Source organism: Streptomyces sp. rh34 (assembly GCF_002551245.1).
GTDB lineage: Bacteria > Actinomycetota > Actinomycetes > Streptomycetales > Streptomycetaceae > Streptomyces.
In genome coordinates this window covers 1-19,637 of sequence record NZ_NTGZ01000083.1, presented here as the reverse complement: position 1 = coordinate 19,637, position 19,637 = coordinate 1, and the positions used below count along the sequence as shown (strand labels likewise).

The following is a 19,637-nucleotide window of genomic DNA, read 5'->3' as shown; positions in this document are numbered from 1 at the left end:
GGGGTCAGCACTCGATGATGTTCACCGCCAGCCCGCCCCGCGCCGTCTCCTTGTACTTCACGCTCATGTCGGCCCCGGTCTCCTTCATGGTCTTGATGACCTTGTCGAGGGAGACCTTGTGGCTGCCGTCGCCCCGCAGCGCCATCCGCGCCGCGGTGACCGCCTTCACCGCCGCCATGCCGTTGCGCTCGATGCAGGGGATCTGGACGAGGCCGCCGACCGGGTCGCAGGTCAGGCCCAGATTGTGCTCCATGCCGATCTCGGCGGCGTTCTCCACCTGCTCGGGGGAGCCGCCGAGGACCTCGGCCAGGGCTCCGGCCGCCATCGAGCAGGCGGAGCCGACCTCGCCCTGGCAGCCGACCTCGGCGCCGGAGATCGAGGCGTTCTCCTTGAACAGCAGGCCGATCGCACCGGCCGCGAGGAGGAAGCGCACGACGCTGTCCTCCTTCTCGGTCTCGGTGCAGCCGCCGGCCGCGAAGTTCATGTAGTAGTGCAGAACGGCGGGGATGATGCCCGCCGCGCCGTTGGTGGGGGCGGTGACGACGCGGCCGCCCGCCGCGTTCTCCTCGTTGACCGCCATCGCGTACAGAGTGATCCACTCCATCGCGTGGGCCTGCGGGTCGCCCTCGGCGCGCAGCTGGCGGGCCGAGTTCGCGGCGCGGCGGCGGACCTTGAGGCCGCCGGGGAGGATGCCCTCGCGGGACATGCCGCGCGAGACGCAGGCCTGCATGACGCGCCAGATGTCCAGCAGCCCGGAGCGGATCTCCGCCTCGGTGCGCCAGGCCAGCTCGTTCTCCAGCATCATCGAGGAGATCGAGAGACCGGTCTCCCGCGAGAGCCGCAGCAGTTCGTCGCCGGTGCGGAACGGGTGCTTGAGGGCCGTGTCGTCCGGGACGATCGGGTTCTCCCCGGCCACCGCGTCCTCGTCGACGACGAAGCCGCCGCCGACCGAGTAGTACGTCTTCTCCAGGACCGGGGCGCCCTCGGCGTCGTACGCGAGGATCGTCATGCCGTTGGCGTGGTACGGGAGCGCCTTGCGGCGGTGCAGGACCAGGTCCTCGTCGAAGTCGAACGGGATCTCGTGCATGCCCAGCAGGTTGAGCCTGCCGCTGCCGCGGATCTCCTCGACGCGGCCGTCGGCGGACTCCACGTCCACGGTCTGGGGCGACTCGCCCTCCAGGCCGAGCAGGACCGCCTTGGGCGTGCCGTGCCCGTGGCCGGTCGCGCCGAGGGAACCGTACAGTTCGGCCCGTATCGAGGCGGTGTGCGCGAGCAGGCCCTCGTTCTTCAGGCGGCGCGCGAACATCCGGGCGGCGCGCATCGGGCCCACCGTGTGGGAGCTGGACGGGCCGATGCCGACCGAGAAGAGGTCGAAGACCGAGATGGCCACGGGAGGACTCCTTGGGGTTGGAAGACGCCGTTGTCTGCCTGGGTGGTGCGAGAACGGGCCGGGTGGTGCGGAACGGGCCGGGGTGCGGCCCGCGGGGGCAAGCGGGGCGAGAGCGGAGGGACACGGGTCGGGGCACCACGCTCACTCTGTTCAGTGTGCGCGGTGCCCCGCCCGAACGTGCAGAACCGCAGGCCAGGCGCTACTTCAGGCCGGGGTACAGCGGGAACTTCTCGGCCAGCGCGACCACGCGGGCCTTGAGGTCGTCCGCGTCGTAGGACGGCTTGAGGGCGGCGGCGATGATCTCCGCGACCTCGGTGAAGTCCTCGGTGCCGAAGCCGCGGGTGGCCAGCGCCGGGGTGCCGATCCGCAGGCCCGAGGTGACCATCGGGGGACGCGGGTCGTTCGGGATGGCGTTCCGGTTGACCGTGATGCCCAGCTCGTGGAGCCGGTCCTCGGCCTGCTGGCCATCCAGCTCCGAGTTGCGCAGGTCGACCAGGACCAGGTGCACGTCGGTGCCGCCGGAGAGGACCGATACGCCCACCTCGGTGACGTCCGGCTGGACCAGGCGCTCGGCCAGGATCCGCGCGCCGTCCAGGGTGCGCTGCTGGCGCTCCTTGAACTCCTCGCCCGCCGCGATCTTGAACGAGACCGCCTTGGCCGCGATCACGTGCTCCAGCGGGCCGCCCTGCTGACCCGGGAAGACCGCGGAGTTGATCTTCTTGGCGAGCTCCTGGGTGGAGAGGATCACGCCACCGCGCGGACCGCCGAGGGTCTTGTGCGTGGTGGTGGTGACGACGTGGGCGTGCGGCACCGGGTTGGGGTGCAGACCGGCCGCGACCAGGCCCGCGAAGTGCGCCATGTCGACCATCAGGTACGCGCCGACCTCGTCCGCGATGCGGCGGAAGGCGGCGAAGTCCAGCTGGCGCGGGTAGGCGGACCAGCCGGCCACGATCAGCTTCGGCTGGGACTCCTTGGCGAGGCGCTCGACCTCCTCCATGTCCACGACGCCGCTCTCGTCGACGTGGTACGGGACCACGTTGTAGAGCTTGCCGGAGAAGTTGATCTTCATGCCGTGGGTCAGGTGACCGCCGTGGGCCAGGTTCAGGCCCATGATCGTGTCGCCCGGCTTCAGCAGCGCGAACATCGCGGCGGCGTTCGCCTGGGCGCCGGAGTGCGGCTGCACGTTCGCGGCCTCGGCGCCGAACAGGGCCTTGATCCGGTCGATCGCGATCTGCTCGACGACGTCGACGTGCTCACAGCCGCCGTAGTAGCGGCGGCCCGGGTAGCCCTCGGCGTACTTGTTGGTGAGGACGGAGCCCTGCGCCTCCATGACGGCGACCGGAGCGAAGTTCTCCGAGGCGATCATTTCGAGGGTGGACTGCTGACGGTGGAGCTCGGCGTCGACGGCGGCGGCGACGTCCGGGTCCAGCTCGTGGAGGGAGGAGTTCAGAAGCGACATCAGGGGGTCCCTTAAGGTCTCAGTTGCCGGAGAACGCGGTGTACTCGTCGGCGGAGAGCAGGTCGGCCGGCTCCTCCGCGACGCGCACCTTGAACAGCCAGCCGCCCTCGAAGGGAGCGGAGTTCACCAGCGAGGGGTCGTCCACGACGTCCTGGTTGGCCGCCGTCACCTCACCGGTCACCGGCGAGTACAGGTCGCTGACGGACTTGGTCGACTCCAGTTCGCCGCAGGTCTCGCCCGCGGTCACCGTGTCGCCGACCTCCGGGAGCTGGGCGTAGACGACGTCACCGAGCGCGTTGGCCGCGTACTCCGTGATGCCGATGGTGGCCACGCCGTCCTCGAGGGCCGACAGCCACTCGTGCTCCTTGCTGTACCGCAGCTGCTGGGGGTTGCTCATGACCTGAATTCTCCTGTACGCGGGGGAGTGCTGATGAACGGTGGTCTTACGGTGTGAGATGGAGGTACGTCACTTCCGTGACGTCTGTGCGCGGTCGAAAGGGCCCGGGGAGTCCCGGTCCTTCCGGAATATCACTTCTGGCGCTTGTAGAACGGCAGCGCGACGACCTCGTACGGCTCGTGCGTGCCGCGGATGTCCACGCCCACGCCCTCGGCGCCCGGCGCGGCGAAGGCCGGGTCCACGTAGGCCATGGCGATCGGCTTGCCCAGGGTCGGGGACGGGGCGCCGGAGGTGACCTCGCCGATCACCTTGCCGTCGGCGACGACGGGGAAGCCCGCGCGCGGGACCCGGCGGCCCTCGGCGATCAGGCCCACCAGCTTGCGCGGCGGGGCGGTCTCGGCACGCTCGGCGGCGGCCGTCAGAGCCTCGCGCCCGACGAAGTCGCCCTCCTTCTCGAACTTCACGACCCGGCCCAGGCCCGCGTCGAACGGGGTGAGCGCGGTCGTCAGCTCGTGCCCGTACAGCGGCATGCCCGCCTCCAGGCGCAGCGTGTCCCGGCAGGAGAGCCCGCAGGGGATCAGGCCGTGCGGGGAGCCGGCCTCGGTCAGTGCCCGCCACAGCTGCTCGGCGTGCTCGGGCGCGACGAACAGCTCGAAGCCGTCCTCGCCGGTGTAGCCGGTACGGGCGATGAGCGCCGGGACCCCGGCGACCGTGCCCGGCAGGCCCGCGTAGTACTTCAGCCCGTCCAGGTCGGCGTCGGTGACGGCCTTCATGATGGCGGGCGACTCGGGGCCCTGGACCGCGAGCAGCGCGTACGCGTCCCGGTCGTCGCGCACCTCGGCGTCGAAGCCCCCGACGCGGGCGGTCAGCGCGTCCAGCACGGTCTGCGCGTTGCCCGCGTTGGCGACCACCAGGTACTCGGGGGCCTCGGTCTCGCCCAGGCGGTAGACGATCAGGTCGTCCACGATCCCGCCGTCCTCCTGGACGATCATCGTGTAGCGGGCCCGGCCGTTGCCGATGGTGGCGATGTTGCCCACCAGGGCGTAGCTCAGGAAGGCGGCGGCCTCGGGCCCGGTGACGGTGATCTCGCCCATGTGCGACAGGTCGAAGAGACCGGCGTGGGTGCGTACGGCGTTGTGCTCGTCGCGCTCACTGGCGTACCGCAGGGGCATGTCCCAGCCCGCGAAGTCGGTCATGGTGGCGCCGAGCGAGCGGTGCAGAGCTTGAACAGGGCTTTGGTGCGCAGCACCGTCAGGCAGGGTGGTGGTGGGCGACGGGGGGGCGGTATGACGGGGGGCAGTGCTCATGGATACGGCTCCAGGGCATGACGACGTCAGGACGAATCCTCCCCATCTGTCATCGGAACCTGAGAGGTTCGCCGATAGCCCCCGACGGGGTATGCCCATGGAGGGCACCCCGGATCAGGGGGGCTCGGCTTGCACCTTGGGTGGAGCCGCGGAACGGCTCGCTTTTCAGATCTGCCTCATCCACGCGGTACGGGGCCTGAGAGATTCAAGGGAGGATCTTGCTCCTTCGGCGCCCGGCTCACACTGTGGCCGGAACTCTCCCGCGCGGATTCGAACGGCCGGTATGCAGTTGGCGGGGTCATCATCGCATGCATGGGGGGAGAGTGGGGGGTCAGGTCCCCCTGCAGGTGAAGACGGCTACAACAGGCCCGGAGCCGGTTGTGCTGCATTGCCTTTTCTTTACACTTCAGGGGCAGGCGTGGGGGACACGACGGCAGGGGGATGGGCGATGACGTTGCAGCGGTCGGCACCGACCGCGGGGGTCGCGCGCGGCGCGATGCCCGCACAGCCCGGCGCTCCCGTACGGGAGCTGCTGACGGAGGGCGCGCCGGTGGTACGCGACCTGCGCGGGCGTACCGACTGTGGCCCGTACGGCCTCGATCTCACCGCCGGTGACGTCGTCGTGGTCTCCGGACTGCCCGGCAGCGGGAAGTCGACCCTCATCCGGCGGACCGTGCAGGGCCGCGCCATCGACTCCCAGAACACCCGCGACAGCTGGGCCGCCGGCCTGCCCCGCTTACTGCCCTACGCCCTCTACCGCCCCCTGGTCCGCGCCGCGCACTACCTCGGCCTCTGGAACGCCCTGCGCTCCGGTGAATCCGTCGTGGTGCACGACTGCGGCACCCAGACCTGGGTACGTCGCTGGCTCGCCCGGCACGCCGTGAGCCGGGGCCGCACCCTCCATCTGATCCTGCTCGACGTGACGCCCGAGGTGGCCCGGCAGGGGCAGCGCGAGCGTGGGCGCGGGGTCTCCGGCTACGCCTTCGCCCGCCACCGGCACGCGGTCGCCCGGCTGCTCCGCGACACCGAACAGGGGCTGCTGCCCGCCGGCTGCACCTCCGCGGTGCTGCTGGACCGCGAGGCCGCGGGAGCGCTCGGCCGGATCTCCTTCACGGCCGCCGAGGCTTCCACCGCCCGCTGACGGTTAAGGTGCTGGCCGGAGCAGAGGGCCGCCGAGGCGCGGCCGAGGCGGTGGAGAGAGGGCACAGAGGCAGTGGACATTCCGGCACCCGCACCGGCGCACCCCCAGCAGGGGTGGCCCGCCAACGAGCTCGAAGAGGTACTGACGGCCTCGCTCGGCGTCCCCGACGCGGGCGGCCGCCTCGTCGAGGTGCTCGGCCGCAGCTCCGTCTGGGTGCCGCTGCCGAACGGCGGCACCCCCGCGAGCGCCGACCTCGACCTGCCGATGATGGAGATCGACGGCGCGGCCTTCGTCCCCGTCTTCAGCTCCGAGGCCCAGTTCCTCAGCTGCGTCGGCGGCCACATGTCCTTCACCGTCGCGCCCGCCCGCGACTTCGCCCGGGGCCTGCCCCCGCAGGTCGGCATCGCCGTGAACCCGGGCGGCGCGGTCGGCGTACCCCTTCCGCCGCCCGCTGTCGCCGAGCTCTGCCGGGCCGGCCGCACCGCGCTGGACGGGCCCGCCACCGGCGGCCGGGTCCGGCTGTTCGAGCCGGACTGGCAGCACGACCCGGTCGACTTCCTCACCGCCGTGTCCGAGGAGTTCGAGGCCACCGGAGTGGTGAGCACCGCCCGCCGGGCCCTGGCCAGCATCGAGGGCGGCGACCCGGTCCTCTTCGTCGGCGTCGAGTTCGCCACCTGGGACGGCGCGGGACAGAGCGCGCCCATGGACGCCATCGGCCGCGCGCTCGGCCGGGTCCAGGTGCCCTGGCCGGTCAATCTGGTCCTGCTCGACGTGGCGGAGGACCTCGTCGGCGACTGGATGCGGGAGAAAGTGCGCCCGTTCTACCGGCGCGAGGGCCACTGACGGCAACGGAAGGCGGCCGGGTGACAGCGCCGCCGGACCGCGGCGTCAAGTCGGTGTCAGAAGTGGCGCATAAGCTGGTTTGATGGCGTGGTCGCTCCCGTGTGCCCGGGAGCGGTGGCGCGAACGCGACGGATCGACGAGGGGCGGAACCCAGAGTGAGTGCGTCAGGCACCGCGGCGGCCAGCGGGGCCTTCCCCGATCGAGCGGAGCCGAGTCGCCCGGGGACGGTCGAGCACATGCTGCGCCAGGTGACCCCCGGGCGTTACGACGCCTACGAGGCGTTGCTCGCCGCGGTCGCCGAGGGCCGGATCTGGATGCTGCTCTGGCACGGCACGGCCGGCTCACCGGACGCCCAGTACGGGAACATGGAGATCGACGGCCTGGGTTACGCCCCCTGCGTCACCTCCGCCCAGGAGCTGTCGGCCAGTGGCTGGAACCGGGCCCACGAGCTGGTCACCGGACGCGACATCGCCCGCTCCCTGTTCCCCGACCGCTGGGGCATCTGGCTCAACCCGCACGCCCCCGGCGGCGGCGTCGGCATCCCCTGGCTCGACCTGCGGCGCATCGCCACCGGCCTGGACCGGCTGCCCGCCGGACCGCTCCGGCTCTCCGACCCCGCCATCGAACTCCCGCAGTTCTACGCCCTGCTCAGCCAGAACGCCCACCGCACCCCCGCGATCCGCTCCCTGCGCCGCGCCTGGGTGCACCCCGCGGTCGGCGTCCCGTATCTCGCGATCGGCCTCGACCTCTACGACACCGGCCGAGCCTCCGTCGAATCGGTGCGCGAGATGATGCGGCAGTCGGTCGGCGCGGTCCCCGAGGGGCTCCCCGTCTCCACCGTCGCCCTGTCCGACGAGTACGACCCGGTCGGCATGTGGCTGCGCGCGAACGCCCGGCCGTTCTACGACCGCGAGGCGCACGCCCCCGCCGGTCCGCCGCCCCTCGCGGCCCCCGGATACGGATACCCGCCCCAGCCCCGCTGAGCGGCGCCGAGCGGGCGGCGCGGCCGGCGCCGCTCGCCGCTCCGGTCACCCTCCGTCGAACACCCTTCCATGTCCGGCTTGTTAACTTCCCCCGCGAGGATGTCCCGGAACTGGACGGTTTGTTAACTGTCCGGGTCTCGACTAGGTCTCACCGCTATCCGGACTGTTCTCTTGCGGTGGGCACCGTCTGTAGTGTGCGGCCATCAAACCTCACCACATGGCGAACCAGGGGTGGACCCATGCGAATATTCAAGTCCCGGGCTGTCCGGGCGATCACGACAGCGGTCGCTGTCGGTCTGATCGCCACGGGCTGTTCCAGCGAGCGGGACGAAGGCGGCTCCAAGGGGGGCGACAAGGACACCTTCGTCTTCGCCGGAGCCGGTGACCCCGGTTCCCTCGACCCGGCCCTCGCGAGCGACGGCGAGACGTTCCGCGTCACCCGTCAGGCCTTCGAGGCGCTCCTGGAGCACGAGCCCGGTGGGAGCAAGCTCGTCGGCGGCCTCGCCGAGAAGTGGTCGAGCGACCCGGCCGGCAAGGTCTGGACGTTCAACCTGCGCCAGGGCGTGAAGTTCCACGACGGCGAGGCGTTCAACGCCGCCGCGGTCTGCGCGAACTACGACCACTGGTTCAACTGGAAGGGCACGTACCAGTCCAGCGCGGTCTCCTACTACTGGCAGACCATCATGGGCGGGTTCGCGAAGAACGAGGACGCCGAGGCGCCCAAGCCCAACTACAAGTCCTGCACCGCCAAGGACGACAACACGGCCGTCATCGAGGTGAACGAGCCCTCGGCGAACCTGCCGGGCGGGTTCTCCCTCCAGGCGCTGGCGATCCACTCGCCGAAGGCCATCAAGGAGTACGAGAAGCAGGACGCGACCGCCAAGGGCGACGCGATCACGTACCCCAAGTACAGCCAGGAGGCCGGCACGGTCGCCGGCACCGGCCCGTACAAGATCACGAAGTGGAACAAGGGCAACAAGGAAGTCTCCCTTGAGCGCTTCGACGGCTACTGGGGCGACAAGGCCAAGGTGAAGAACCTGGTCTTCCGTACCATCTCCACCGAGGAGACCCGCCGCCAGGCGCTCCAGGCGGGTGACATCGACGGCTACGACCTGGTCGCGCCGGCCGATGTGACGACGCTGGAGAAGGAGGGTTACGAGGTCCCGACCCGTGACGTCTTCAACATCTTCTACCTCGGCATGAGCCAGTCGGCGAACCCGGCGCTGAAGAAGCCCGAGGTCCGTCAGGCGATCACGCACGCCATCGACCGCGAGAACCTCGTCAACACCCAGCTGCCCGAGGGCGGCAAGGTCGCGACCCAGTTCATGCCCGACACGGTCGCCGGCTACTCGGACAAGGTGAAGACGTACCCGTTCGACACCGCCAAGGCGAAGGACCTCCTCAAGCAGGCCGGTGCGGAGAAGCTGACCATCGACTTCTGCTACCCGACCGAGGTCACCCGCCCGTACATGCCTGCCCCGCAGGACATGTTCGAGCTGATGAAGGCCGACCTGGAGAAGGCCGGCATCACCGTCAAGCCGAAGGCCATGAAGTGGGCCCCGGACTACCTGGACGCCACCGAGGCGGGCTCCTGCGCCCTGCACATGCTCGGCTGGACCGGTGACTTCAACGACGGCTACAACTTCATCGGCACCTGGTTCGCCGGACCGGACAAGCAGTGGGGCTTCAAGGACCAGAAGGTCTTCGACGCCGTGAACGCCGCTTCCAAGGTCACCGACCAGGCCGCCCGCACCGCGGCCTACCAGAAGGCCAACGAGGCGATCGCGGAGTACGTCCCGGGCGTGCCGATCTCGTCGTCGCCGCCGGCCATCGCGTTCGCCAAGAACGTCAACCCGCCGAAGGTCTCCCCGCTGACGCAGGAGAACTTCGCCGAGGTCTCCTTCAAGTAATCGCACACCAGCGGGTCCGCCCGGCCACAGCAACCAGGTGGCCGGGCGGGCCCGCATCGACGCACGTGAGAAAGGGGCATGCGGGGTGCTGCGACTCGTCGTAAGAAGACTTCTCCAGCTCATTCCCACCCTGCTCGGCCTGTCGGTCCTGCTGTTCCTCTGGCTGAACCGACTGCCCGGCGGACCCGCCTCAGCGATCCTGGGCGAGCGGGCCACCGAAGCCGAAGTAGCGAGAATCAACAGGGCACTCGGGCTCGACGAGCCGGTCCACGTCCAGTACTGGCGGTTCCTCAAGCGCATCTTCGAGCTCGACCTCGGAACCTCCACCCAGACCGGCCAGCCGGTGTGGGACGAATTCACCCTGCGCTTCCCGGCCACCGTGGAACTCAGCGTCGCCGCGATCCTGATCGCCGTGGTCGTGGGCATCCCGATGGGCTACCTGGCGGCCAAGCACCGCGGCGGCTGGCTGGACGTCGCCTCCGTCTCCGGATCGCTGCTCGGCATCTGCATCCCGGTCTTCTTCCTGGCCATGCTGCTGCGCGGGATCTTCTCCGTGGAGCTGGGCTGGTTCCCGAGCCAGGGCCGGCTCACCACTGGGCTCAACGCCACCGACATCACCGGATTCGCCGTCCTGGACGGCTTGTTGACCGGAGAGTTCGACGCGAGCTGGGACGCGATCATGCACTTGATCCTGCCCGCCGTCGCACTGGCCTCGATCCCGCTCGCCGTCATCGTCCGGATGACCCGCGCCAGCGTCCTGGAGGTGCTCGGCGAGGACTACATCCGCACCGCCGAGTCCAAGGGCCTGGACAAGCGGACCGTGCGCGGCCGCCACGTGCTGCGCAACGCCCTGCTGCCCGTGATCACCGCGGTCGGCCTGCTGACCGGCAGCCTGCTCTCCGGTGCGGTGCTCACCGAGTCCGTCTTCGACTTCGGCGGCATCGGCTCCTTCATCCGTACCGCGATCGACGGCCGCGACTACCCGGTCCTCGTCGGGTTCATTCTCTTCATCGCGATGGTGTACGTGCTGATCAACCTGCTGGTCGACCTCGCGTACAGCATCATCGACCCGAGAGTGCGGGTGCACTGACGTGACGATCCTGACCAACAAAGCAGACAAGATCGACCGTCTCGCCGAGCTGACGCAGAGCTCCGAGACCGTCACCGGCACCAGCCTGTGGCGCGAGGCGTTCCGCCGGATGCGGTCCAGCAAGATGGCGATCATCGGCGCGGCGATCATCGCCACGTTCATCCTCGTCGCGATCGTCGGCCCGATGCTGGCCCCGCACGGGCCCACCGCGCAGAACTGGCGCAGCGAGGTCTTCCCCAACCAGGGCAAGTTCATCGGCATGCGCGGCGAGAACTGGTTCGGCCTGGACCACCTGGGCCGCGACATGTTCTCCCGCTGGCTCGTCGGGGCCCGGCAGACGCTGCTCGTCGGTGTCGTCTCCATGCTCATCGGCCTGATCGTCGGCGCGCTGGTCGGTGTGGGCTCCGGAGCCGCCGCCACCCTCGGCGGCAAGGTCGGCCAGCGCGTCGACACCGTGATCATGCGCTTCACCGACATCATGCTGTCGCTGCCCTCGCTGCTGCTCGCGGTCTCCATCGCCGCGGTCCTCGGCCAGTCGCTGACCACCGTGATGATCGCCGTGGGTGTCGTCCAGATCCCCATCTTCGCCCGCCTGCTGCGCGGTTCGATGCTGGTCCAGGGCGGTGCGGACTACGTGCTCGCCGCGAAGGCGGTCGGCATCCGGCGCAAGCGGATCGTGCTCACGCAGATCCTGCCCAACTCGCTGAGCCCGGTGATCGTCCAGGCGACACTGAGCCTGGCCACCGCGATCATCGAGGCCGCGGCCCTGTCCTACCTCGGCCTCGGCAACCCCGACCCGGCCGTTCCCGAGTGGGGCGTGATGCTCTCCCAGGCGCAGCGCTTCTTCGACAACGAGCCGATGATGGCCGCCTACCCGGCCGTCGGGATCATCATCACCGCCCTTGGCTTCACCCTGCTCGGCGAGGCCATGCGCGAAGCCCTCGACCCGAAGTTGCGAGGCTGAAGTCCCATGTCACTGCTCACCGTTGAGGAACTCAGCGTCACCTTCACCGCCCGCGGCCGCAAGGACGCCACGGCCGTGGACGGTGTCTCCTTCGAGGTCGACCAGGGCCAGGTCGTGGGCCTGGTCGGGGAGTCGGGCTGCGGCAAGTCCGTCACCTCGCTCGCCCTGATGGGCCTGCTGCCCCGCAAGGGCGTGCGCGTCGGCGGCCGTGCCGAGTTCGACGGCCAGAACCTGCTGACCATGAACGAGCGGAAGCTGCGCGATCTGCGCGGCAGCCAGCTCGCGATGATCTTCCAGGATCCGCTCTCCTCGCTGAACCCGGTCGTCCCCATCGGGATCCAGGTCACCGAGATCCTCCAGCGCCACCGCGGGCTGAAGGGCGAGAAGGCCCGCAAGGAAGCCGTGTCCCTGCTGGACCGGGTCGGCATCCCCGACCCGGACCGGCGGCTCAAGGAGTACCCGCACCAGCTCTCCGGCGGTATGCGCCAGCGGGCGCTGATCGCCATGGCGGTCGCCTGCGCCCCCCGGCTGCTGATCGCCGACGAGCCGACGACCGCCCTGGACGTGACCATCCAGGCGCAGATCCTGGAGCTCCTGAAGGAACTGGTCGACCAGGAGGGCACCGCCCTGCTGATGATCACGCACGACCTCGGCGTCGTCGCCGGTCTCTGCGACGAGGTCAACGTCCTGTACGCCGGACGGGCGGTGGAGTCGGCGGGCCGCCGCGAGCTGTTCGCCCACCCCACCCACCCGTACGCGCACGGGCTGCTCGGCTCCATCCCGCGCCTCGACGCGCCGCGCGGCGAGCCGCTGCACCCGATCCGCGGGTCCATCAACGACAAGATCGCCTGGGCCGACGGCTGCGCGTTCGCACCCCGCTGCGACCACTACACGATGGAGTGCCTCACCGGCACTCCCGAACTGACCGAACCACGCACGGCCGGACATCAGGTGCGCTGCGTCAACCCGGTCCTGCCCAAGGCGGAGGTCCCGGCATGAGCCTTCTCGAACTGGACGGCGTCAAAGTCCACTTCCCGGTCAAGAAGGGCCTCCTCTTCGACCGTACGGTGGGTTACGTCTACGCGGTCGACGGCGTCTCGCTGAGCGTCGAGGCCGGTCAGACGTACGGCCTGGTCGGTGAGTCGGGCTGCGGCAAGACGACGCTCGGCCGTGCGGTCCTGCGGCTGAACGACATCACCGAGGGCGGGGTCGTCTTCGACGGCACCGACCTGGCGAAGCTGCCCTCCGAGGAGATGCGGGCCTTCCGCCGCCGGCTCCAGATGGTCTTCCAGGACCCGCTGGGCAGCCTCAACCCCCGGCAGAACATCGAGTCCATCCTCGCCGAGGGCATGGCCGCCCACGGCATCGGGAAGGACGCGGCGGAGCGCCGGAAGAAGATCGAGGACATCCTCGCCAAGGTCGGCCTGCCGTCCAACGCGATGTCCCGCTACCCGCACGAGTTCTCCGGCGGCCAGCGCCAGCGCATCGGCATCGCCCGCGCGCTGGTGCTGGAGCCGGACGTGATCATCTGCGACGAGCCGGTGTCCGCGCTGGACGTCTCGGTCCAGGCGCAGGTGATCAACCTGCTGGAGGAGCTCCAGGAGTCGCTGGGCCTGACCTACCTGGTCATCGCGCACGACCTCGCGGTGGTCCGGCACATCTCGGACGTCATCGGGGTGATGTACCTCGGCGGGCTCGTCGAGGAGGCCCCGAGCGACGCGTTGTACGCGGGGCCCCGGCACCCGTACACCAAGGCGCTGATGTCGGCGGTCCCGGTGCCCGACCCCGAGGTCGAGGACCGCCGCGAGCGCATCCTGCTCCACGGCGACCTGCCCTCCCCGGCGAACCCGCCGACCGGCTGCCGGTTCCACACCCGCTGCCCGTGGGTGCAGGAGACCAAGTGCGCCACGGAGCGCCCGCCGCTGCTGGACACCGGCGACGGGCACAAGGTGGCCTGCCACTTCACCGCCGAGATCGAGGCCGGGACGGTGAAGCAGACGCTGGCCTCGGGGATCGACGCGGTGACCGGCACGGAGACGGTGGCGGCCGAGGCGGTGGACACCGCGGAGGCCGAGGCCCCCGCGAAGGAGCCCGCGACCGTACCGGCCCAGGCCGACGCGGACGCCACGGAACAGACGGAGGACAACCCCAAGGCCTAGGCCCCGGGCTCGCGCGTTCGGACCGGGCCGGGCTCCGCGGGCCCGGCCCGGATCCGGGCCGGAGGCCTTGGGGCGCCCGGCACCGGCAGAATGGCCCGGTGCTCACCGAACTGTTCACGCCCTCCGTCCAGCATGCGCTCGACCTCGTCGGGATCTTCGTCTTCGCGATCTCGGGTGCCCTGCTCGCCGTCCGCAAGAACTTCGATGTCTTCGGCATCGCGGTCCTCGCGGAGGTGACAGCGCTGGGCGGAGGGCTGTTCCGCGACGTGATGATCGGCGCGATTCCGCCCGCCGCCTTCACCGACCTCGGCTACTTCACCACCCCGCTGTTCGCCGCCGGCCTGGTCTTCTTCCTCCACCCGCACGTGGAGCGCATCCAGGCCGGCGTCAACGTCTTCGACGCGGCGGGGCTCGGCCTGTTCTGCGTGACCGGCACCGTCAAGGCGTACGAGTACGGCCTCGGGCTCACCGCCTCGGCGGCGCTGGGCCTGGCCACCGCGGTCGGCGGCGGTGTGCTGCGCGACGTACTGGCCAACGAGGTGCCCTCCCTGCTGCGCTGGGACCGCGACCTGTACGCGGTGCCCGCGATCGTCGGCGCGACCATGGTCGTCCTGTGCATCCGTTTCGACACCCTCAACGCCCTGACCAGTGGGATGGCGGTGATCGTCGCGTTCGCCCTGCGGCTGCTGGCGCTGCGCTTCCACTGGCGCGCGCCCCGCGCGTACAACCGCTCCTCCGCTCGCGCCGAGAAGGGCTCGGCGGCCACGTAGCGCGGAGATGATCCGGCCCCCAAAAAGCTACCGCTCAGTAGGGAGGTCGATGTACCGTGCATGCCATGGCACAGGCAGCGACTGAGGCGGCGCAGACCGCACGGGCAACCATCGGCGACAGCGAGTTCGACCGGGACACCGCGGTCACCCCGCGCGAGGAGGGCGTCTACGACGCCGAGCTCTCCGCGGGCTGGACCATCATCCAGGCCGTCAACGGCGGCTACCTGCTGGCCCTGCTGGGCCGGGCCCTGGGCGACGCCCTGCCGCACTCCGACCCGTTCTCCGTCACGGCGCACTACCTCACCGCCTCCGTGCCCGGACCCGCCGTCGTACGCACCCAGACCGTCCGTACCGGCCGCACCCTCTCCACGGGCCAGGCCTCCCTCTTCCAGTACACCGAGGACGGCGGCGAGATCGAGCGCATCAGGGTCCTGGCCACCTACGGCGACCTGGACGCGCTCCCCGACGACGTCCGCACGACGGCCCGCCCGCCCGCCATGCCCGACCGGGACCACTGCCTCGGCCCGAGCGACGGCGCGCCCAGCATCCCCGGCAGCTCCGCCATCACCGACCGCCTGGACATCAAGCTCGACCCGGCGACCGTCGGCTGGGCCGTCGGAGCCCCGTCCGGCAAGGGCGAGATGCGCGGCTGGTTCGGCCTGGCCGACGGCCGTGACCCGGACCCGCTGTCGCTGCTGCTCACCGTGGACGCCCTGCCGCCGACCTCGTTCGAGCTGGGCCTGACCAGCTGGACCCCCACCGTCGAGCTGACCACCCACATCCGCTGCCGCCCCGCCCCGGGCCCGCTGCGCGTCGCCATCACCACCCGCAACCTCGCGGGCGGCTTCCTGGAGGAGGACGCGGAGGTCTGGGACAGCGCCGACCGCCTCGTCGCCCAGTCCCGCCAGCTGGCCAAGGCCCCGCGCACCGCGTAGGCCTCGGCCCGGGGCCCCTCGCTACTCCCAGACCGCGGACTCCGGATCGACGCCGTGGGCCTCGGCGTTCGCGGCGATCACCTCGCACAGCCAGCCGCCGAGTCCCGGCGCGATCGCGTCGTAGTGCGCGGCGTAGCCGGGATCGGTGACGTACGTCCGGCCGATGCAGACCTGCATGGCGTACGTGCAGTCGAAGTACGTCGAGATCTGCGCGCGGTGCCGCTCCGCGAGGGCGTCCGCGGCTTGTGATCCGGGAGCGACGGCCGTGCGGTACGCGGTGGCGAGGTCGGCGGTCAGGGCCTCGGTGGCGGCCGCCACGCCCTTCCAGTCCTCGCGGCTCATCCCGGCCGCCCGCTCCGCGTACTGCGCCCACTGCTCCGTGTCGCCCCAGCGCTCCTCGGCCTCCTCGGTCCGGGCGGGCTCCCAGTCGTCCCCGAAGATCTCCACCTGCTCCTCGGGCGTCAGCCGGATCCCCGGCTTCGACTCCAGCAGCATGCGGTCCACCGCGCCCACCATCCGCTGCAGCCGGGAGACCCGCTCCACGAGCTGCCCCCGCTGCCGGCGCAGGTGCTCGCGCGCGTCGACCTCCGGGTCGTCCAGCAGCCGGCCGATCGCGGCGAGCGGGATGCCGATCTCCCGGTAGACGAGGACCCGGTGGAGCCGGGCGACGTCGTCGTCCCCGTACACCCGGTACCCGGCCCTCGTGCGCCCGCCCGGCCGCACCAGGCCGATCGAGTCCCAGTGGTGCAGCGTCTTCACGCTGACCCCGACGAGCTCGGCCGTCCGGCCGACGGTCAGACCGTCGGCGGGCGGCTCCTCGGGGCGTCGGTCCTCGCTCCTCATCGGTCCAGTCTCCCGCAGCCGGGGGAGCGGGTCCCCCGGGCCGGGGGAACGGGTCGGGGGGAGGGAGTACGGGGCCCGGGGCCGGAGGTACGGGACCCGGGGCAGGGTCACGCCGTGGTCGGCACGCCCGCGTTGGCGAGAACCTCGCGCGCGGGCAGGGCGACGCTCGCGGCGGCGGTCAGCCCGGAGGCCGCGAGGTGGGCGTCCGCGAAGCGCAGCCCGGCCGCGTACCCGGCGAAGTCCGGCAGCCCGACCGGCTCCTGCCCCAGTTGGAGGGCGGTGCGGTCGCCGAACACGTACGGGGACAGGTTCTGCATACCCGCGACGTCGATCCCGGCCGCCACCTTCGCGCAGGCGTCGTCCAGCTCCGTGCCGGACAGCGCCGTGGCCCAGGGGCCCATGGCGTCCTCGCCCGCCAGCTCCCGTACGAACGCCTCGGCCAGCCCTTCGGCCACGACCTGCTCGCCGACCGTGACCGCCATCGGGTCCCAGTCCACGTTGGCGTAGCGGACGTTGTGGTGCAGCTCATGGGCGGCGGCGTGCTCGATCTTGGCGAGGCTGGTCGCGGTGGGCCACATCATCAGCAGGATCGCGCCCGGGATGCCGCCGAGGCCGAAGTAGCCCTGGTTGAGGCCCACCAGCGGATCGTCCGGGTCGCCGAGCACCAGAACCACGTGCACGGTGTCGGCGGTCCGCGCACCGGGCGCCGCCGCGCCCAGCCGCTCCCGCGCGGCGGCGAGGGATTCCTCGACCCGCTGCCACACCCGGGCCTCCCGCATCCGCTCCAGGGCCGCCAGGTGACGCGGTTCGTCCCGGTCGAGGGGGAATCCGCTGCCCGCGCGGTGCGTCTCGACCAGGTCCCCGACCCCCACGCGGGACATCACCTCCTGCAGCGGGGCGAATATCTCGCGCAGGGCGTCGGGCCGTTGGGCCACGGGGCGGTGCAGGAGGTCGAGCAGGGCGGAGGCGGTGTCATGGACGACGATCTTCATGTCCGGGGACCGTAGAGCCTCCTGTTACGGGAGGGTCAAGCGGCTCTGTCGGAGGCCGGCCCGGGGGCGCGCCCCGTCACCCCTCGTCCAGCCAGTGTTCGCGGCCGACCGAGACCAGCCGCAGCCGACGCCGGGCCACCCGGACGACCTCCCGCTCACCCGCCGGACCGGCCTCCAGCAGGGCCGACGCGGTGATCACCATGTGGTCCACATAGAGGCCGCCCAGCATCAGCAGGTCCTCCGTGCTCCACCCGGCCGACCCCGGCTCCTCACGCAGCGCCAGCGCCACCTCCTCCGCGAACCGCAGCAGTTGGGCGGCGATGGCCACGCGCACCGGGCCCACGCCGCCGTGCTGCTCGCGGGCGATGAACCGGAAGTGGGCCGGCTGCGCGCCGACATGACGTGCTATCACCTCCACGCCGCGGTCCAGTCGTTCCTCGCTGTCACCCGTCTCCGCGAGCACCGCGCCGATCAGCCCGTGCAGGCTGCCCAGGGTCTCCTCGACCAGGGCGACGCCGAGCGCGGCGGTGTCCTCGAAGTGCCGGTAGAAGGCGGTCGGGGTGACCCCGGCGGCCCGGGTGACCTCCCGGAGGCCCAGGCTGCTCAGGCTCTGGTGCTCCAGCAGGGTGAGCGCCGCGTCCAGGAGGGCCTGGCGCGTCCTGAGCTTCTGGGTCTGGCGGACTCCGGCGGGGATGTGACTCATGCCATTCAGTAAACAACCGTTCTCCGAGTCGAGGAAGGGGCTCGGGGTTTAGACTTCCAAGTCAGTGAACACTCGTACTCCGAATGGCTTCCCCACGGCTGTTCGAACGGTACTCGTCGTCGCACAGAGAGGTCCCGCCGTGCTCGCCCTCGTCGCCGCGCTGCTCCTGCTGGGCATCGTCCTCGGAGCGGTCGCCCACCTCCCGCTCCCGCTGTCCCTGGCGGCCGCGGCCCTGATCGGCTGCTGGCTGCTGGCCTTCGCCGTACGCGAGCGCGCGTCGCGCCGCACCCGTTGACCAGCCCCGCCGCGCCCCCGGAAGCCCGCACCCGCACCCGCCGAGCCTGCCGTTCCCGGATCGATCCGAAGGAGCTCGCACCATGACCCTCACCGACTTCGCCCGCCGCGTGACCGACTCCGGCACCGAAGCCGTTACGGGATCCGAGGCTGCCGGTCCTGACACCGGCGCCGCTTCCGGAGCGACCGGGCGGACCCCCGCCCCCGTCGCGGGTACGGATGCCGCGGCCTCCCGGGCCGTGGGCCGGGAAGCGGACGGTCTGGCCGTCGCCTCGTTCGTCCTCGGCCTCGTCGGGCTGCTGGTCTTCAACCTCCTGCTCGGGCCCACCGCGATCGTGATGGCCCTGCTGGCCCTGGCCCGCCGCACCCGCCGCCGGGGACGCGCCCGGCTGGGCCTCGCCCTGGGCATCGCCGACCTCGTCGTGCTCGCCGTCCTCGTCACCGGCGACGGCACGATCGCCTGGGACCTCGGCGGCTGACGCGCCCCCCACGCGACCCCACGAGCCGCTCTCCCCGTTCCGGAGCGGGGCCCTCCGCGGGCGTGCGCGGGGACCGGGCCATGACGCGCCCGGCATGCGCCCCACCCCGGGCTCGTAGAATCGGCCCCACCATGGCTTACCTCGACCACGCCGCGACCACCCCGATGCTTCCCGAAGCGATCGGGGCGATGACCGCCCAGCTCTCCGCCACCGGCAACGCGTCCTCACTGCACACCGCCGGACGCCGGGCCCGCCGTACCGTCGAGGAGTCCAGAGAAGCTCTTGCCGACGCCCTCGGCGCACGCCCCAGCGAGGTGGTCCTCACCTCCGGAGGCACGGAGGCCGACAATCTCGCGGTGAAGGGCCTCTACTGGTCCCGACGCGACGCCGACCCCCGCCGCACCCGGGTCCTGGCCGGTCCCGTCGAACACCACGCCGTCCTGGACGCCGTCGACTGGCTCGCGGAGCACGAGGGCGCGACCGTCGACTATCTCCCGGTCGACCGCCACGGCCGGGTCCACCCCGAAGACCTCCGCGAGGCGATCCTCCGCGACCCCGACGACGTCGCGATGATCACCGTGATGTGGGCCAACAACGAGATCGGCACCATCATGCCGGTCCGTGAACTGGCGGCGGTGGCGGCGGAGTTCTCCATCCCCATGCACGCCGACGCGGTCCAGGCCTTCGGTCAGCTGGAGGTCGACTTCGCCCGCTCCGGACTGGCCGCCATGACGGTCAGCGGGCACAAGATCGGCGGTCCGTTCGGCATCGGCGCGCTGCTGCTGGGCCGCGACCACACCCCCGTACCCGTCCTGCACGGCGGCGGCCAGGAGCGGCACGTGCGCTCCGGCACGCTGGACGTGCCCGCCGTCGCCTCCTTCGCGGTCGCCGGACGGCTGGCGGCCGAGCGGCGCGAGCAGTTCGCCCGGCGCGTGGGCTCCCTGCGCGACGACCTCGTGCTGTCTCTTATACACATCT

At 71.2% G+C, this 19,637-nt stretch carries 20 protein-coding genes and 1 riboswitch; of the genes, 13 read left to right on the top strand and 7 right to left on the bottom strand.

Annotation, left to right across the window (positions count from 1 at the left end; translation table 11 throughout):
- Nucleotides 1–4: 4 nt before the first annotated feature.
- From CR470_RS17445 to gcvT, 4 genes are all read right to left on the bottom strand, one after another.
- Entirely contained in the window at nucleotides 5–1,390 is a 1,386-nt protein-coding gene (locus tag CR470_RS17445) for an L-serine ammonia-lyase (RefSeq protein WP_097868521.1), read from the bottom strand.
- Between the two features lie 199 nt (nucleotides 1,391–1,589).
- Nucleotides 1,590–2,849, bottom strand: coding sequence for a serine hydroxymethyltransferase (glyA, locus tag CR470_RS17440; protein ID WP_097868520.1), 1,260 nt, complete (start codon nucleotides 2,847–2,849; stop codon nucleotides 1,590–1,592).
- A 19-nt stretch (nucleotides 2,850–2,868) separates the two neighbouring features.
- The gene (gene gcvH / locus CR470_RS17435; RefSeq protein WP_010060008.1) at nucleotides 2,869–3,246 is read right to left on the bottom strand and encodes a glycine cleavage system protein GcvH; all 378 of its coding nucleotides are present in this window, start codon (nucleotides 3,244–3,246) and stop codon (nucleotides 2,869–2,871) included.
- Between the two features lie 131 nt (nucleotides 3,247–3,377).
- Nucleotides 3,378–4,553: a glycine cleavage system aminomethyltransferase GcvT gene (gcvT, locus tag CR470_RS17430; RefSeq protein ID WP_097868519.1), complete on the bottom strand. Its 1,176-nt coding sequence runs from the start codon at nucleotides 4,551–4,553 to the stop codon at nucleotides 3,378–3,380.
- 175 nt (nucleotides 4,554–4,728) lie between these two features.
- Nucleotides 4,729–4,826, bottom strand: a riboswitch (glycine riboswitch).
- 175 nt (nucleotides 4,827–5,001) lie between these two features.
- Here gcvT and CR470_RS17425 point away from each other — a divergent pair.
- From CR470_RS17425 to CR470_RS17380, 10 genes are all read left to right on the top strand, one after another.
- Nucleotides 5,002–5,694, top strand: a complete 693-nt coding sequence (locus CR470_RS17425) for an AAA family ATPase (protein ID WP_097868518.1) — start codon at nucleotides 5,002–5,004, stop codon at nucleotides 5,692–5,694.
- A gap of 72 nt (nucleotides 5,695–5,766) precedes the next feature.
- Nucleotides 5,767–6,537: an enhanced serine sensitivity protein SseB gene (locus CR470_RS17420; protein ID WP_097868517.1), complete on the top strand. Its 771-nt coding sequence runs from the start codon at nucleotides 5,767–5,769 to the stop codon at nucleotides 6,535–6,537.
- Nucleotides 6,538–6,692: 155 nt separating this feature from the next.
- Complete coding sequence (locus CR470_RS17415) at nucleotides 6,693–7,520, top strand: enhanced serine sensitivity protein SseB C-terminal domain-containing protein (RefSeq protein ID WP_373561419.1); 828 nt, start codon at nucleotides 6,693–6,695, stop codon at nucleotides 7,518–7,520.
- 239 nt (nucleotides 7,521–7,759) lie between these two features.
- Nucleotides 7,760–9,430, top strand: a complete 1,671-nt coding sequence (locus CR470_RS17410) for an ABC transporter substrate-binding protein (protein WP_097868515.1) — start codon at nucleotides 7,760–7,762, stop codon at nucleotides 9,428–9,430.
- Nucleotides 9,431–9,515: 85 nt separating this feature from the next.
- Nucleotides 9,516–10,520, top strand: a complete 1,005-nt coding sequence (locus CR470_RS17405; RefSeq protein WP_097868514.1) for an ABC transporter permease — start codon at nucleotides 9,516–9,518, stop codon at nucleotides 10,518–10,520.
- Nucleotide 10,521: 1 nt separating this feature from the next.
- Nucleotides 10,522–11,484, top strand: a complete 963-nt coding sequence (locus CR470_RS17400; protein WP_097868513.1) for an ABC transporter permease — start codon at nucleotides 10,522–10,524, stop codon at nucleotides 11,482–11,484.
- 6 nt (nucleotides 11,485–11,490) lie between these two features.
- Nucleotides 11,491–12,483: an ABC transporter ATP-binding protein gene (locus CR470_RS17395; protein ID WP_097868512.1), complete on the top strand. Its 993-nt coding sequence runs from the start codon at nucleotides 11,491–11,493 to the stop codon at nucleotides 12,481–12,483.
- Entirely contained in the window at nucleotides 12,480–13,643 is a 1,164-nt protein-coding gene (locus CR470_RS17390; protein WP_097868511.1) for an ABC transporter ATP-binding protein, read from the top strand. Before CR470_RS17395 ends, CR470_RS17390 begins: the two co-directional genes overlap by 4 nt.
- A gap of 98 nt (nucleotides 13,644–13,741) precedes the next feature.
- A complete protein-coding gene (locus CR470_RS17385) occupies nucleotides 13,742–14,413 on the top strand; it encodes a trimeric intracellular cation channel family protein (protein ID WP_097868510.1) in 672 nt (223 codons plus the stop codon).
- 65 nt (nucleotides 14,414–14,478) lie between these two features.
- A complete protein-coding gene (locus tag CR470_RS17380) occupies nucleotides 14,479–15,348 on the top strand; it encodes a thioesterase family protein (protein WP_179892285.1) in 870 nt (289 codons plus the stop codon).
- Nucleotides 15,349–15,369: 21 nt separating this feature from the next.
- Here CR470_RS17380 and CR470_RS17375 read toward each other — a convergent pair whose 3' ends face one another.
- The 3 genes from CR470_RS17375 to CR470_RS17365 form a co-directional block, all read right to left on the bottom strand.
- Nucleotides 15,370–16,191, bottom strand: a complete 822-nt coding sequence (locus tag CR470_RS17375; protein WP_097868508.1) for a MerR family transcriptional regulator — start codon at nucleotides 16,189–16,191, stop codon at nucleotides 15,370–15,372.
- A gap of 107 nt (nucleotides 16,192–16,298) precedes the next feature.
- Nucleotides 16,299–17,183, bottom strand: coding sequence for a DUF2268 domain-containing protein (locus CR470_RS17370; RefSeq protein ID WP_097868507.1), 885 nt, complete (start codon nucleotides 17,181–17,183; stop codon nucleotides 16,299–16,301).
- Nucleotides 17,184–17,259: 76 nt separating this feature from the next.
- The gene (locus CR470_RS17365; protein WP_097868506.1) at nucleotides 17,260–17,886 is read right to left on the bottom strand and encodes a TetR family transcriptional regulator; all 627 of its coding nucleotides are present in this window, start codon (nucleotides 17,884–17,886) and stop codon (nucleotides 17,260–17,262) included.
- Nucleotides 17,887–18,025: 139 nt separating this feature from the next.
- Here CR470_RS17365 and CR470_RS39560 point away from each other — a divergent pair, with 139 nt between their 5' ends.
- The 3 genes from CR470_RS39560 to CR470_RS17350 form a co-directional block, all read left to right on the top strand.
- Complete coding sequence (locus CR470_RS39560) at nucleotides 18,026–18,181, top strand: hypothetical protein (protein ID WP_097868505.1); 156 nt, start codon at nucleotides 18,026–18,028, stop codon at nucleotides 18,179–18,181.
- Between the two features lie 82 nt (nucleotides 18,182–18,263).
- Complete coding sequence (locus CR470_RS17355; RefSeq protein WP_097868504.1) at nucleotides 18,264–18,659, top strand: hypothetical protein; 396 nt, start codon at nucleotides 18,264–18,266, stop codon at nucleotides 18,657–18,659.
- 131 nt (nucleotides 18,660–18,790) lie between these two features.
- Nucleotides 18,791–19,637, top strand: an 847-nt coding sequence (locus CR470_RS17350; protein ID WP_107489475.1) for a cysteine desulfurase family protein, incomplete at its 3' end; no start/stop codon positions are given.